Annotated in this window: 17 protein-coding genes and 1 tRNA gene; 14 read left to right on the top strand and 4 right to left on the bottom strand. The window is 43.5% G+C overall.

Annotated features, from left to right (window positions below; translation table 11 throughout):
* Positions 1–8 precede the first annotated feature (8 nt).
* The 4 genes from AC27IJ_RS02860 (at position 9) to AC27IJ_RS02845 (ending at position 3,047) form a co-directional block, all read left to right on the top strand.
* On the top strand, positions 9–431 hold the full coding sequence (locus AC27IJ_RS02860; RefSeq protein WP_312447737.1) for a MarR family winged helix-turn-helix transcriptional regulator: 423 nt from the start codon (positions 9–11) through the stop codon (positions 429–431).
* Positions 432–464: 33 nt separating this feature from the next.
* A complete protein-coding gene (locus AC27IJ_RS02855) occupies positions 465–1,334 on the top strand; it encodes a GNAT family N-acetyltransferase (RefSeq protein ID WP_312503297.1) in 870 nt (289 codons plus the stop codon).
* A 206-nt stretch (positions 1,335–1,540) separates the two neighbouring features.
* Positions 1,541–2,386 carry a GNAT family N-acetyltransferase gene (locus AC27IJ_RS02850; protein WP_312503296.1) on the top strand — a complete coding sequence of 282 codons (846 nt, stop codon included), beginning with the start codon at positions 1,541–1,543 and terminating at the stop codon, positions 2,384–2,386.
* 31 nt (positions 2,387–2,417) lie between these two features.
* Entirely contained in the window at positions 2,418–3,047 is a 630-nt protein-coding gene (locus AC27IJ_RS02845) for an HAD family hydrolase (RefSeq protein WP_487147348.1), read from the top strand.
* Positions 3,048–3,204: 157 nt separating this feature from the next.
* Here AC27IJ_RS02845 and AC27IJ_RS02840 read toward each other — a convergent pair.
* Positions 3,205–3,290: transfer RNA gene (locus AC27IJ_RS02840), tRNA-Ser, on the bottom strand.
* Positions 3,291–3,581: 291 nt separating this feature from the next.
* On the opposite strand from AC27IJ_RS02840, the gene AC27IJ_RS02835 reads away from it, so the two are divergent.
* Positions 3,582–3,803: an HPr family phosphocarrier protein gene (locus tag AC27IJ_RS02835; protein ID WP_312447746.1), complete on the top strand. Its 222-nt coding sequence runs from the start codon at positions 3,582–3,584 to the stop codon at positions 3,801–3,803.
* A 266-nt stretch (positions 3,804–4,069) separates the two neighbouring features.
* Positions 4,070–4,807: a peptidoglycan recognition protein family protein gene (locus AC27IJ_RS02830; RefSeq protein WP_312447747.1), complete on the top strand. Its 738-nt coding sequence runs from the start codon at positions 4,070–4,072 to the stop codon at positions 4,805–4,807.
* 63 nt (positions 4,808–4,870) lie between these two features.
* On the opposite strand, the gene AC27IJ_RS02825 is transcribed toward AC27IJ_RS02830, so the two are convergent.
* A complete protein-coding gene (locus AC27IJ_RS02825) occupies positions 4,871–5,296 on the bottom strand; it encodes a C-GCAxxG-C-C family protein (RefSeq protein WP_312447749.1) in 426 nt (141 codons plus the stop codon).
* Positions 5,297–5,340: 44 nt separating this feature from the next.
* The gene (locus AC27IJ_RS02820) at positions 5,341–6,117 is read right to left on the bottom strand and encodes a TMEM164 family acyltransferase (protein ID WP_487147371.1); all 777 of its coding nucleotides are present in this window, start codon (positions 6,115–6,117) and stop codon (positions 5,341–5,343) included.
* Positions 6,118–6,394: 277 nt separating this feature from the next.
* Here AC27IJ_RS02820 and AC27IJ_RS02815 point away from each other — a divergent pair, with 277 nt between their 5' ends.
* The 3 genes from AC27IJ_RS02815 to AC27IJ_RS02805 are packed head-to-tail and all read left to right on the top strand — an operon-like array spanning position 6,395 to position 8,624.
* Positions 6,395–7,174: a basic amino acid ABC transporter substrate-binding protein gene (locus AC27IJ_RS02815; RefSeq protein WP_487147345.1), complete on the top strand. Its 780-nt coding sequence runs from the start codon at positions 6,395–6,397 to the stop codon at positions 7,172–7,174.
* A gap of 18 nt (positions 7,175–7,192) precedes the next feature.
* Positions 7,193–7,885 carry an amino acid ABC transporter permease gene (locus tag AC27IJ_RS02810; RefSeq protein WP_312447753.1) on the top strand — a complete coding sequence of 231 codons (693 nt, stop codon included), beginning with the start codon at positions 7,193–7,195 and terminating at the stop codon, positions 7,883–7,885.
* 4 nt (positions 7,886–7,889) lie between these two features.
* The gene (locus tag AC27IJ_RS02805; RefSeq protein WP_312447813.1) at positions 7,890–8,624 is read left to right on the top strand and encodes an amino acid ABC transporter ATP-binding protein; all 735 of its coding nucleotides are present in this window, start codon (positions 7,890–7,892) and stop codon (positions 8,622–8,624) included.
* Positions 8,625–9,168: 544 nt separating this feature from the next.
* Here the strand turns inward: AC27IJ_RS02805 and AC27IJ_RS02800 are convergent.
* Positions 9,169–9,456, bottom strand: a complete 288-nt coding sequence (locus AC27IJ_RS02800) for a NifU family protein (RefSeq protein ID WP_312447754.1) — start codon at positions 9,454–9,456, stop codon at positions 9,169–9,171.
* Between the two features lie 121 nt (positions 9,457–9,577).
* On the opposite strand from AC27IJ_RS02800, the gene AC27IJ_RS02795 reads away from it, so the two are divergent.
* From AC27IJ_RS02795 to AC27IJ_RS02775, 5 genes are all read left to right on the top strand, one after another.
* Positions 9,578–10,471 (top strand): LysR family transcriptional regulator, encoded by an 894-nt coding sequence (locus AC27IJ_RS02795; RefSeq protein WP_312447756.1) that lies wholly within the window; start codon positions 9,578–9,580, stop codon positions 10,469–10,471.
* Positions 10,472–10,653: 182 nt separating this feature from the next.
* Entirely contained in the window at positions 10,654–11,805 is a 1,152-nt protein-coding gene (locus AC27IJ_RS02790; protein WP_312447758.1) for an acyl-CoA dehydrogenase, read from the top strand.
* Between the two features lie 12 nt (positions 11,806–11,817).
* Complete coding sequence (locus AC27IJ_RS02785; RefSeq protein WP_487147343.1) at positions 11,818–12,600, top strand: electron transfer flavoprotein subunit beta/FixA family protein; 783 nt, start codon at positions 11,818–11,820, stop codon at positions 12,598–12,600.
* Between the two features lie 24 nt (positions 12,601–12,624).
* Positions 12,625–13,668 (top strand): electron transfer flavoprotein subunit alpha/FixB family protein, encoded by a 1,044-nt coding sequence (locus AC27IJ_RS02780; RefSeq protein ID WP_312503291.1) that lies wholly within the window; start codon positions 12,625–12,627, stop codon positions 13,666–13,668.
* Positions 13,669–13,861: 193 nt separating this feature from the next.
* Positions 13,862–14,551 carry a response regulator gene (locus tag AC27IJ_RS02775; RefSeq protein WP_312447762.1) on the top strand — a complete coding sequence of 230 codons (690 nt, stop codon included), beginning with the start codon at positions 13,862–13,864 and terminating at the stop codon, positions 14,549–14,551.
* Positions 14,552–14,607: the final 56 nt, after the last annotated feature.

Here is a 14,607-nt window from a genome sequence, read left to right as displayed (position 1 = left end):
TCGGCTTTATGGCAATGAGAGAATTAGAAGAAAGTTATGTCCCTTTTCAGTGTATGATTGTATCAGATTCAAACCGATTCAACGTAGAAGGCGTTTCAACGGCACAGTACTATATACTTGATACGTTGAGTAATCAAGGGCCAAAAACCACAAAAGAACTTGCCGAAATGAAAGGAATCTCGCAGTCGGGCATTTCAAAATTGACGAAACGGCTGTTGGAAAAAAAGTATATCTTACAGGAAAGGCAGCTTAATGACCGCCGCTCCTATAATATTATACTAACCAGTGAAGGAAAAGCCTTTTTAAACCGTGTCGATGATTTTGGAAATGAAATCATGAATTATATAGAAGAAGCATTGACGGCAGAGGAAGTAAAAGCCTTTTCCATGATGTGCAAAAAAATCACCAGCTTGTATGCTGAAAAAACATGATAGCTTAAGTGAGAAAAGAAGGAGGGTGGTTATTTGAATTATATCTTAACCAACAGCATTAGTGAAAATGATGCATTACGGCGTAGTTATAACAGTTTAGCTGAAAAAACCTTTGGACTGTCTTTTGAAGAATTTTATCAAAATGGATATTGGACAGATAAATATATTCCATATTCCTTGATTGATGATGGAAAGGTAATCGCTAATGCATCTGTGAATATTTTAAAATCCCTATATAATGGGCAGGAAAAACGATGCATCCAGATTGGCACGGTTATGACAGACTCCGATTATAGAAACCAGGGGTTATCCAGATACTTAATTGAAAGAATTTTAAGTGAATGGAGAGAAAAATGCGATACCATGTATCTGTTTGCCAATGACAGTGTTCTTGATTTTTACCCTAAATTTGGTTTTGTAAAAGCCGTTGAATACCAATGCAGCAGTCCAATCACTCCAACAGAAGGACGCGTAAGGAAACTTGACATGAGTCGTGCAAGTGATCGTGCTTTATTAAAGCAGTATTACACGAAATCCAACCCATACTCTGCGCTTATAATAGAGGATAACTATGAATTACTAATGTTTTATTGTACTTCATCTATGAAAGATTGTGTGTACTTTCTGGAAGATTTTGATGCTGTAATAATTGCTTCAAATAAAAATGAGATTTTAACCTGTTATGATATATTTAGCAACGGTGACCACGCTATGCTTGACGTGATATCCAGAGCAGCAGAGCCTCAAATACGTACTGTGGTTTTTGGCTTCACTCCTGCGGAACAGGCAGCTTTTCATTCACAGATTCTCGAAGAAGAGGATACGACTCTATTTATTCTTAAAGGAAAGGATAATTGGTTTGTGAATAATCAAACGATGTTTCCTGTTTTGTCACATGCATAATTAAATAAAGGCGAGAACATCTATGATGCATCATAGGGGATTATGGGATGTAACTAATTAAAAGAACAAAGGAGAGTCATACATGAGCCAAAATATATATGACAATGAAGTGTTTTTTAAAGAGTATATGAAATTAAGGGGCGAAAAAAGCTATAATGATCTATTGGAGCAACCGGAATTGTTTAGCAAATAGGAGAGGAAGACAAATGCTAGACTATAAAACTCTAAATAAAACAAGTATAGAAACACTTCACGAAGCATTTCGGAATGCATTTTCTGATTATCAGGTTGAAATGAATTTATCCATAGAAACATTCAAACAAATGCTTCAAAGAAGAGGGTATGCTCCTGAGATATCGATCGGTGCGTTTGAAAGTGATCGATTGGTTGGTTTTGTTCTTAATGGACTTAGAAGTTTCAACGGAAAAACAACGGTGTATGATATTGGGACAGGTGTTATCATTGATTACAGAAGACAAGGTGTTACAAGTAACATGCTCTTGAATGTCAAAGAAATACTTAAAGAAAAACAAATAGAACAGTATTTACTTGAGGTTATTCAATCTAATGCGTCTGCAATTCAATTATACAAAAAAGAAGGATTCAAGATTCAAAGGAATTTTTCATGCTTTAAATTGGATAAAAAAAGTTATGTTCCTTTGAAAAACCATAAAGTTGAGCATACAGACCAAATGGCTTGGGAACAATTTAGAGAATTTTGGGATTTTGAACCTTCGTGGCAAAATTCAATTGATTCCATTCATGCTGTATCAGAGGAATTTCTATATGCTATTGTACATTATGATAACACAATTGCTGGATATGGTATCATTAATAAAAAGACAGGAGATATTCCTCAAATTGCAGTAAATAAAAATGATAGAGGGAAAGGAATTGGCAGAAGCATTGTTACTGATTTAATCGTACATACGGAATCACATAAAATCAGTGTTCTTAACGTAGATGACGAATCTAAATGTACGAAAGATTTTCTGATTAGATTAGGGTTTGAACCTATTGTGAGTCAGTATGAGATGCTTTTGAACATATGATAGTAATGATTAAGCGCGGAGGAGGCCATATATGAGATATAAGCATATTGTCTTTGATATTGACGGAACATTGATTGATACTGAATATGCAGTTCTACACTCTTTGCAAGAGACTTTATTAGCCGTAACCGGGATTAACAAAGAAATCTGCGAACTGGCATTTGCTTTGGGTATTCCCGGAAAAGACGCATTGAAAAAACTTAATGTCCCGGACAGTTCACTTTCGCTTATTCTAAGTGATTGGGATAAAGGTATGTGCAAATTTAGTAATACGGTATGTATTTTTCAGGGCATACGAGAGTTGCTGGACACCCTTGTACAATTCGGCTATGAATTGGGTATTGTCACCTCAAAAACAAGAGAAGAATTTAAGCAGGATTTTGAACCATTTGATATTAACAAATATTTCACAACTATCATTTGCGCGGATGATACGGTTAAACACAAGCCAGATCCCGACCCTCTTTTCAAATATATGGAAGTCTCAAAAGCGGGCAATAACGAATTGCTTTATATTGGAGACAGTGTATATGACAGGAAATGTGCCAAAAGTGCCAAGGTTGATTTTGCTTTGGCGGGCTGGGGCAGTCTTTCCAGAGAAATACAGGCAGATTATTATTTAGAAAAACCTGACGATCTTCTTTCAATTATGAGTGATTGAACATACGATGTAACAGAAAAGCATATATCAAGATTATGAACCTGGCTGCGTTTGCAGCCGGGTTTTTATTTTGTCGGAGAGCGGTCCCGCGTTATCAAGTTGAAAAAAGCATAAGGAAAACCCGCATAGAAGAACGTGCTCCTATGCGGGTTTATAGCGGAAGCGGTGGGATTCGAACCCACGTGCCCTTGCGGACAACCGCATTTCGAGTGCGGCTCGTTATGACCACTTCGATACGCTTCCATGTAGTAAATATACAGTTTTTATGCGGAGATTACGTGATTTCGAGTCAGGTTCGTTATGACCACTTCATGAATCCCTTGCCTTATGAAAAAGACGAACGATACAATTATACACGAGAAATATGATTTTGGGTAGTACTTTTAGTAAAATTTTCATTTTTTCCCGTATAAGCACCAAAGCTATGGAAATAATAGGAACATATATGATAAAGTGCATATTTTTCTATGAAAAACCGATTTATTTTTATTAAAAAGACACACAAAGTATATCGGGAAAAAGGAGGTGCCACAGATGAGAAATATGAAACATACATTTTCCACGGTGGAAGATCTGGTTGCATTTGTAGTAAGGGCCGAAAGGTGCAGCTTTGATATTGATGTCATTTACAACCATCTGGTTATTGACGGAAAATCGCTGATGGGAATTTTGTTCATCGGCATTGGAAAGCAGGTAGAGATTGTTTGTCACAATGCAGCAGCGTCACCGGAAGAATTAGTAGGCTGTGCAGCCTGAATCCTAAAATATTAGAATATTGGGCAGAAACAGAGCGGTACAAGCCGGTCCTGACTTCTTATAACGGAATGTGGGACCGGCTTTCTCTGCTTCCTCCTCTAATCCATTGCCCCTGGCTGTGGCATACCTCCACACAGAGAAGGCCTGGTCTGAGAATATTTATTACAATGAGGGGGATTTAATTTGCTGCTTTCACTTGTTTCTGATTGACTTTAACCTAAGGAAAGACGTAAACTTAGAAAAAGGGATAATCAGGAGTTTGGAATATGAAGAATCAGACAAAAGAAAGCTATGACGAACTGGAACGCCGCCGCCGCGCCAGAGACAGGCGGCAAAAGCAAAAGAGGCAGCAAAAAAGAAAGCGGATTTTCTACATAGTGGTCAGAGTATTCATTCTGTCCATAGCCCTTGCTAGTATCGTATGGGGGATTAATCTGCTGTTTTTTAAAAACTATGTGGATTTAAAGAGGATTCCTATGCCGGACTGGGTGGAGGAAGACTTTATCGAAACAAATCCTTACTCAAGACCTGGGACAGAAATGAAAAGGGCTGATGGTATTGTAATTCATTATGTAGCAAATCCAGGTACAACGGCCAAACAGAACTTAAATTATTTTGATAGCCTTAAGGATCAGACAGGAGATAAGAAGATTTCGGCCAGCAGCCATTTTATGATTGGGCTGGAAGGGGAAATCCTTCAGGGAATCCCCATCTACGAGGTGGCTTATGCCACGTCAAAGGAAAAAAATGTGGATACGGTTTCCATTGAATGCTGCCATCCCGATGAGACAGGGAAATTTAACGAAGCAACCTATGATTCCCTGGTAAAGCTGACAGCCTGGCTTTGCAGGAATCTGGGATTAACGGAAAAAGATGTGATAAGGCATTACGATGCTACGGGAAAGGACTGTCCAAGGTACTTTGTGGCCCACGAGGATGCGTGGAAAAAGTTCCTTTCAGATGTGAAGGCGGCCAGAAAGCAGCCGGTTGAAGGAGAAAGATAAGAATAAAGATAAAGAACCTCCAATAGGCCTTATCAGGCTTATTGGAGGTTCCACATACGTACTTCATTCCCCTTTAAATAATTCACGGTCTATGATCCTTACGGCATCTGCGATGCAGTCATTGCAGGAACGGAGAACTTTTCCGGTATCCACGCCCTTTAAATCCTTGCAGATCACGCTTTTGTTCTGTACCTTAAAGTCTGACAGGCATTTTTTGGACGCTTCGTGGGAGGTCCGTTTGGAATCCGGCCGGTCCAGACGGGCGGAGCTGTTCTTTAGCCCGGAAAGTATGGCAGCAGCCCCGATGGCGCCGCAGGTGCCTTCCATGCCGCCCATACCAAGGCCCATGCCCTCCGTAAAGCGGAACATGGTTTCTTCGTCAATGCCTGTTTTATCACAGAAAGCACAGGAGACAGCCTGTGCACAATTATACCCCTTTGCATGCTTGTTAAGAGCTTCTTCCACTCTTTTTGATGTTATGTCTGACATGTAATGATTCCTCCTGAAGTTATGATATCCATTGCATTGCCCGGTTACGCTTCGGTCCGGGCGGAGAGCAATCGGAATTTACAAAATATTATGTGAAACAGAAAGCCGCCCAGACAGGTGGCAAACAGATAGACAGCATTTCCTATGGAAATGCCGTATTTTAACGCAATTTCATGAAAAACGATCTGGGCCGAAGGGTAATAGGGAGAAATGTAGAACATATCCGCCTGGCCCAAAGGCTTTGCCGTACGATTGATAATGGTAGCAATGATGCAGCTGATAAAAAACAGGGGTAACGTCCGCACGAATCCCAAAAGCGAGGTATCGGAAAGACGGGAAAATGCGATGACCAGCCCTATAAAAATCAAAAGCAGGTGCCAGATCAGGCCGTGAAGGGTTAAAAACCAGTAAGGATGAAAAAGCCCGGACGGTTCTGCCAATGCCATGATGCCTCCTAAAAGGTTAAAATCCTGCATAAAGGTACAGAGTACTTTTTGACCGTCCTTCGAAGAGACAAGCGGCAGGATAAGGCAGAAATACATGGGAAGGCTGCAAAGCTGAAATGGAAAATACCACCAGTTGTAGGTCTGTTCATTTACCACATAATATAAAAAAAGCTGTTTCCAGCATTCGGTGGCAGCCAAAAGGAGGCCGCAGAAAAAAAGCAGCCGGGGAAGCTTTGAGCTGTTGATTTTTCTGGTGGTGTAATAGGCCAGAAAAACAACAGAGGCAAGCCCTATGGCGATAAATACGATGTGGAACAGGGAATAAGGGGCCGGAGGATTCATGGGCCACGCTGTTTTTTCAAGGAAATCCTTCATAAGCAATTACAGACCTTTCTTTCATGCTTCTGATTTTTCGATAATCGGATTGACGGGCTAAAAAGCACCCCTTTTATCAAAACGTGCTTTGCAGGTCCCGATAAGCCATATTATATAGGATTGCCTGAAATCATGCAAGATAAATGAAAATAACGCGGAGAAAAAAGAATCTTCTTCTTATGAAGTACTTGATTAATTTCGAAAATGCTATATAATGTATAACTGACACTTTGTTTAATAATTATGCATATTTGTGTATATAAGAGGAGGAATCATTATGAAAAAGAATGTAATTGCTATGATGGGTGTTGTATGCATGGCAGCTTTATTAACTGCTTGTGCAGGTTCCGGAACAAAGACAGAGACAGGGACAACTGCTGCAGAGCAGAAAGAAGCTGCAGGAAAGCTGGTCATGGTAACCAATGCAGAATTTCCGCCCTATGAATATTATGATAAAAATGAAATCGTTGGAATTGACGCAGATATTGCAAGGGCAATCGCTGATAAGATGGGTGTGGAGCTGGAAATTCAGGATATGGCCTTTGATTCCTTAATTCCGGCTGTTCAGTCCGGTAAGGCAGACTTTACTGCTGCAGGTATGACCGTTAACGAAGACCGTAAGAAAAATGTTGATTTTACCGATACTTATGCAGAAGCAGCTCAGGTAATCATTGTTAAGGAAGGCAGCGAGATCAAAACACCGGCTGATTTAACGGGAAAGAAGATCGGTGTACAGACCGGCACCACCGGCGATATTTATGCAGATGATATTGAGAATGCGGACGTTCAGCGTTTTAATAAGGGAATGGAAGCAGTTATGGCTCTTACTCAAAGCAAAATAGATGCAGTCATCATTGACCGTGAGCCTGCAAAGGTATTTGTAAAGGAAAATGCCGGATTGGTGATCCTTGACGAAGCATTTACCGAGGAAGAATATGCAATCGCCGTTAAAAAGGACAACAAAGAGCTGTTAGACAAGATAAACAGTGCCATTAAGGAATTAAAGGAATCCGGTGAATTGAAGAAGATCGTGGATAAATACATTACCGCGGAATAATAAAAAAGGAAGAGTGCCATGTGGGAAAAGCTAAGAGATGATTTTTATCAGAATTTTATCGTAGATGACCGTTGGAAATATATTACCGGCGGTCTGCAAAACACGTTAAAGATCACGTTTTTTGCAGTTTTAATCGGTATTTTACTGGGATTACTGGTTGCCATCATACGATCAACCTATGAAAATACCCATAAGCTGAAAATACTAAATGCAATCTGCAGCGTTTATCTGACGGTGATCCGGGGTACGCCAGTGGTTGTACAGCTTATGATTATGTATTTTGTCATCTTTGCGTCCACTGATCCGGGCCAGGTGCCTACGGCCATTCTGGCGTTTGGAATCAACTCTGGTGCCTATGTGGCGGAAATCTTCCGGAGCGGGATCAGTTCCATTGAAAAGGGACAGTTTGAAGCCGGCCGCAGCCTGGGCTTTAATTACGCCCAGACCATGTGGTTCATCGTTATGCCCCAGGCCTTTAAAAATGTGGTTCCTACTCTTGCTAATGAATTTATCGTCCTGTTAAAGGAGACTTCTGTAGCAGGATACATAGGGCTGCAGGATTTGACCAAGGGCGGCGATATCATCAAGAGCCGTACCTATTCTGCGTTTATGCCTCTGATTGCAGTGGCCATTATTTATCTGGTTATGGTTATGGTATTTTCATATCTCGTAAAATTACTGGAGAGGAGGCTGCATAGAAGTGAGCATTGATAGAATGGAAAATCCCCTGATTCAGGTACAGAATCTGGGTAAGAAGTTTGGTGACGCAGAAGTGCTTAAGGACATTTCCGTTGATATTTATAAAGGGGACGTAGTATGCGTCATAGGACCTTCCGGTTCAGGAAAGAGCACATTTCTCCGCTGCTTAAACCGTCTGGAAGAACCCTCCGGGGGACATATCCTGTTTGAAGGCGTGGACATTGTAGATAAGAAAACCGACATTGATAAGCACCGTCAGAAGATGGGAATGGTGTTCCAGCAGTTTAACCTGTTTCCCCATATGACTATTTTAAAGAATTTAACCCTTGCTCCCATGATGCTTCAGGGACGCAGCAGGCAGGAGGCGGAAGAGCAGGCATTAGGGCTTCTTCATAAGGTGGGCCTTGCCGACAGGGCGGACTCTTATCCCAATCAGTTATCCGGCGGGCAGAAGCAGCGTATCGCCATTGTCCGTGCCCTGTGCATGAATCCGGATGTCATGCTGTTTGACGAACCGACCTCCGCTCTTGATCCTGAGATGGTAGGCGAGGTGTTAAATGTAATGCGGGAGCTGGCTGAGGAGCGGATGACCATGGTCGTAGTCACTCACGAAATGGGGTTTGCCAGAGAAGTAGCAACCCGCGTCATGTTCATGGACGGCGGCTATTTCCTGGAAGAAAACGAACCAAATGAATTTTTTGCAAATCCGCAAAATGACAGATTGAAGCTCTTTTTGAGTAAGGTGCTTTAAACAACAGCGCGCCTTATCCCACGATCCAAGGCTATGAGGATTTTTACGTTTTTGGCTAAAAGAAAAAGATAGATGATAATCTGCCCCTGAATCTGGTCATGTTTAGAACCGTCACGAAAGTGGCGGTTTTTTTATTTATGCTTTTTCATTCAAAAATCCTATCATAAGCGATCAATTATTAGTATTTTTCAACAAAGGCAAAAAGTGTTAAAATATAAACAAGAATGTTAAAAAAGTAACTTGAAGGGAGTAACAAAGGTGGGATTCTTATGTTCATACATTGGTGGAGGGTCCGGAAAAGTGCAGGAGATACTGGCTGCCTATGACCAGGCAAAAGATCAGGGATTAAGGCGGAGCTTAAATAGATTTAGACAGGGAGGTTTGGGAGTGTGAATTGGAAAGGTGTTTTTCGGAGCCGTTTTAATGCGGAAAAGCCTTGTAATATCTTTGGATATATGGTATGTAAGAAATGCCGGGTCCTGCAGAAATGCCCGGTTTCCGGTCCGGAAAGATATCATCCGGACCGGAAAGGTATCACTTGTCTTTAAGAAGAGAGCCCAAGCAGTTTCCTTGCCGCATCCAGTAATTCCTGGCTTGTTTCCTCTACCAGGACAACATCTGCGACAGAGGGAAATGCGGCTTTGATTTCAGCCGCAATCAGTTCTTCGCTGGTGCGGCCGGCAGCGGGGCATCCGGAACATTTGCCGGTTAACCGGACTTTCAATATGTTGTTTTCCAGGCTCAGTACCGTGACGTTGCCTTCATGTTCGGCCAAAGCCGGGCGTACCTTCTTATTGAGGATCATTTCAATCTGCTCTCTTGTTCCTATCATGGCAACCCCTCCTTTTGAAACAGTTTAACAGCAGGAAGGAGCCTTTGTCAATCCGGATACTGATACGAATATCTGATGGATACAGATAGGAAAAAACAATAAAAGAAAAGAGGGATTCGGTATGTCGGCTAATTTTGAACATTATAAAGTTTTTTATTATGTGGCTAAGTATAAGAATTTCACAAGGGCTGCCAATGCTCTTTTAACCAGTCAGCCTTCTGTGACCTGCTATATACAGAACCTTGAAAACGTGCTGGGCTGCAAGTTGTTTATACGGTCGAAAAAGGGCGTTGTTTTGACCAATGAAGGTGAACTGCTTTACAGCTATGTGGCTCCTGCCTGTATGCAGTTTATGCAGGGAGAGGAAGCCTTAAAGGAGAGCCTGGGTAAACAGAGTGAGCAGATTAACGTGGGAGCCACCCAGATGGCTATGCATTCCTATCTGCTTTCAGGGCTTCATCAGTTTAAAGAACAATTTCCCCAGGTCAGGTTAAACATCTTCACCTATAACACGCCTCAGACCTTAAGCGAACTAAAGGCAGGGAAAATTGATTTAGGAATTATTACAACGCCGTTTTACTGTGATGAGAACATAAAGGCAGTCAAGGTAAAGACCTTTTGCAGCCTGCTGGCGGGAGGAAAGAAGTATGGGGAATACAGCGGAAAAACCAGTTACCTTTCGGAACTTTCGTCACTTCCGCTGATAACCATGTCCAACGTCACAACTACCTTTGCCTTTTTTCAGGAATTTTACCATTCCTGCGGCCTGGTTATGCAGCCGGCCATTGAAGTGGCGGGAATTGACTTAATTCTTCCGGTAATCGTGCAGAACTTAGGCATTGGATTTGTTCCCGAAGAGCTGGCCCAACCGGCCCTTGAAAAGGGAGAAATCGTAGAAATAAAGCTGCATGAGCAGATACCGGAGCGGAGCATCTGCATTGTCAGCGACAGCCGCCGGCCCTTAAGCTCGGCCGCAAGGCAGCTTCAGCAGATGTTAGAAGGCAATGTGGAGTGACGCAATAACCACAAAAGCAATGAGCAGTGCGAAATTTGGCAGGAAAAGATTTTCGCTGTGCATGTACATATAAAATCTTTTCCTGGCTCATTTCATAGGGCGACTGCCCGTGAGCGAGTAAAACCGCAGGTTTTGCAAGCTGCACTGCGGACTTATGGTATAGAAAATGGAGGAGCACAAACATGGATTTCAGTTTATCGAATAAACATCTAGTCGCCAGAAGCCTGTTTCGGTATTTTGCTGAAAATGAAGTAAAGCCCTTGGCGCAGGAGACCGACGAGACAGAAAAGTTTCCGGAAGCAACCGTTGAAGAGATGGCAAAATACGGATTCCTGGGTATTCCGGTCCCCAGAGAATACGGCGGCCAGGGCTGTGATCCCCTTACATACGTCTTATGCGTGGAGGAACTTGCCAAGGTGTGTGCAACAACTGCCGTCATTGTATCCGCCCACACCTCTCTTTGTATTGATCCCATACTTACCTATGGGACGGAAGCCCAGAAGCAAAAGTACATTCCTGACCTGGCTTCGGGAAAGAAGCTTGGCGCCTTTGGACTGACGGAGGCCGGGGCAGGGACCGATGCCCAGGGACAGCAGACAAAGGCAGCACTGGATGGAGACCACTGGGTATTAAATGGCTCCAAGTGCTTTATCACCAATGGAAAAGAAGCCGGTGTTTACGTGATTATTGCTGTGACCGGCACGGTGGAAAAGCGTGGGAAAAAGATAAAGGAAATCTCCGCCTTTCTAGTGGAAAAGGGAACTCCTGGATTTTCTTTCGGAACAAAGGAGAAGAAAATGGGGATCAGGGGTTCTTCTACCTATGAATTGATTTTTACGGACTGCCGCATTCCCAAGGAAAACTTACTTGGAGGACTGGGAAAGGGCTTTCAGATCGCCATGCATACCCTGGACGGTGGAAGGATCGGCATTGCTGCCCAGTCCCTGGGCATTGCGGAAGGGGCATTTGATGCGACTGTTAAATATGTTAAGGAAAGAAAGCAGTTTGGCCGCAGCATCGGCCAGTTCCAGAACACCCAGTTTCAGTTAGCGGATATGGCAGCCAGGATCGAAGCAGCCAGGCTGCTGGTATATAAGGCAGCTATGGCAAAAGCCACGCAAAAGATCTACAGCGTGGAAGCTGCCATGGCAAAGTTATATGCGGCGGAGGCTGCCATGGATGTGACCACAAAAGCGGTACAACTGCATGGTGGTTACGGATATATCAGGGAATACGAGGTGGAACGCATGATGCGGGATGCCAAAATCACGGAGATATACGAGGGAACCTCGGAGGTGCAGCGCATGGTCATATCCGGGAACATTTTAAAATAAGGAGGACTTGTTGTGAAAATTGTGGTCTGTATCAAACAGGTACCTGATACTAAGAATGGGGTAAAATTTAAACCAGACGGCACTTTGGACCGTGGAGCCATGGCAAGTGTCATGAACCCGGACGACAAAGCAGGACTGGAGGCAGCCCTGCGAATAAAGGACCGGCATGGCGGGGAAGTGACTGCTATCACCATGGGACTTCCAAAAGCGGACGAGGTATTGCGTGAGGCCCTGGCCATGGGGGCGGATAAGGGGATCTTAATAACGGACCGGGTACTGGGAGGAGCCGATACCTGGGCTACTTCCTCCACATTGGCCGGCGCAGTCAGAAACTTAGAATACGATCTGATTATTACAGGACGTCAGGCAATTGACGGGGATACAGCACAGGTTGGGCCCCAGCTTTCCGAACATTTAAGCATTCCGGTGATTTCCTATGCCCAGAAGATCCGGGTAGAGGGAGACAGTGTGATTGTGGAGCGTCAGTTTGAGGACCGGTATCATGTGTTAAAGGCAAAGCTTCCCTGTCTGATCACAGCGCTTTCTGAGCTGAACGAGCCGCGTTACATGACACCGGGCGGTATCTTTGATGCGTATGATGCGGATATTACAGTGTGGGGGAGAGGGGATTTAAAAGACGTAGCTGATACGGACATTGGATTAAAAGGCTCTCCCACCCAGATAGCAAAGGCTTCCGATAAGGTGAAAAAAGGGACGGGAGAGATGATAAATGGAAACCCTGGGGAATCTGCTGCATTTATTGTGGAAAAGTTGAAGGAAAGGCATGTTATTTAGCGCAAGAGAGGGGAGGCAGGCGATATGAATTTGGAAGAATACAAAGGGATCTGCGTTTTTGCACAGCAGACAGATAACCGGTTAAACAGCATTGCTTTTGAATTGCTTGGAAAAGGAAAGGAACTTGCGAAGGATTTAAATACAGATGTGACCGCAGTGCTCATTGGTTTTGGAATTAAGGGACTGGCGGAGGAACTTGCCTCATATGGTGCCGACAGGGTGATCGTCGTGGACGGACCGGAGTTAAAGGAGTACCGTGCAGAGCCCTATACCCATGCACTTGCTTCTGTAATCAGGAAATACAAGCCGGAAATCGTTCTCATAGGCGCCACTGCTGTGGGAAGAGAGTTAGGGCCCAAGGTATCGGCAAGAATTGCAACAGGACTTACAGCGGATTGTACAAAGCTGGAAATCGGGGATTTTCCGTTAAATAAAGTTTCGGATAAGGAGCAGAAGCATAATCAGCTTCTGATGACGCGCCCCGCTTTCGGCGGCAATACCATAGCGACCATCGCCTGCCCCAACCATCGTCCCCAGATGGCCACGGTCCGTCCGGGAGTGATGCGCACCGCAGGGAAAAACCCGGGTAGAAAGGCTGTGATTGAGGAATTCAATCCCGGCTTTTGTCATAGTAATAAAGATACGGAAATTCTGGAGATTGTGAAAGCCGTAAATGAATCAACAGATATTATGGACGCTAAAATACTGGTGTCAGGGGGGCGTGGCATAGGCGGTACGGAAAACTTCCGCCTTCTGGAAGAGCTTGCAAAGGCAGTAGGTGGAGAGGTAAGCTGCTCAAGGGCGGTTGTGGACGCAGGCTGGAAGCCGAAGAACTTACAGGTGGGTCAGACCGGAAAGACCGTTCGTCCCAATGTGTATTTTGCCGTAGGAATTTCCGGGGCAATCCAGCATGTAGCAGGTATGGAAGAGTCTGATTTGATCATAGCGATTAATAAGGATGAAAGCGCCCCTATTTTTGAGGTAGCAGATTACGGGATTACCGGAGACTGGAAGAAAATCGTGCCGGAACTGACCAGGCAGCTTCAGGCAGACAGGGCTGGAATGTAGGGATCTGATCTTCAGCCGGATTGGCTGTTGAAATAGAGGATATGGTATGTTATAATAATTTAATATCGGTCCAGAGAGAAAGAGAGCGCAGCAGGACAACTGAAAGGTTGTCTTTTGGGTGCGCTTTTTTTTGCTTTGGAGGATAAAAAGGGATCTTATTTGATGCCATTATTTACAGGAGGGGTTGGAAAATATGTATCAAACAATCATCATAGAAGATGACCCTATCGTTGCTTCTATTAACCGTCATTATGTAGAATTAAATAAAGATATGGAAGTATGCGGTTGTTTTACCAATGGACAGGATGCTCTAAACTATCTGGAGGAGCATTCCGTAGATTTGGCCATCACGGAGTTGTATATGCCGAAAATGGATGGAATGGAGCTTCTGCGGGAGATCCGGAGACAGGAGAAGGATCTGGATGTCATAGTAGTAAGTTCCGCCAACGATGTAAAGCATGTAAAGAAGTTTCTTTCGCTTGGAATTATCGATTATCTGATAAAGCCATTTGAATATACCAGGTTTAACCATGCTTTGGAGAAATTTGCGAAAAATCAGGAACTGCTGAAACCTCGTAATTTTTCCCAGTCCCAATTAGATAAGCTTTTTCATATCTCTTCTCTGCCCCAGGCAGAAGATAACAGTAAGGGAATCCAGGAAGCTACTTTAAGCGGTATTTTGGATTATATGAAAATGCACCAGCTAGATCCAATGACAAGCGATATGATCGCCAAAGAGGTCCGGTTGTCCAGTGTGACTGTCAGAAGGTACATGAACTATTTGCTGGAAAAACAGAGAGTTGTCAGTGACATTGATTATAATACTGGAGGAAGGCCCAGTGTTATCTACCGCTACATAATAGAAGAGGAGTGCCTGGCATAGTGAGAAAAGTGCCGGAAACACTGTGCAAGTGTTCCGGCCTTTTCCTTTTTTTGGTC

This window comes from Lacrimispora sp. YZC11 (genome assembly GCF_057543815.1).
The sequence above is the reverse complement of the archived record's forward strand: the minus strand, read 5'-3'. Positions and strand labels throughout refer to the sequence as shown.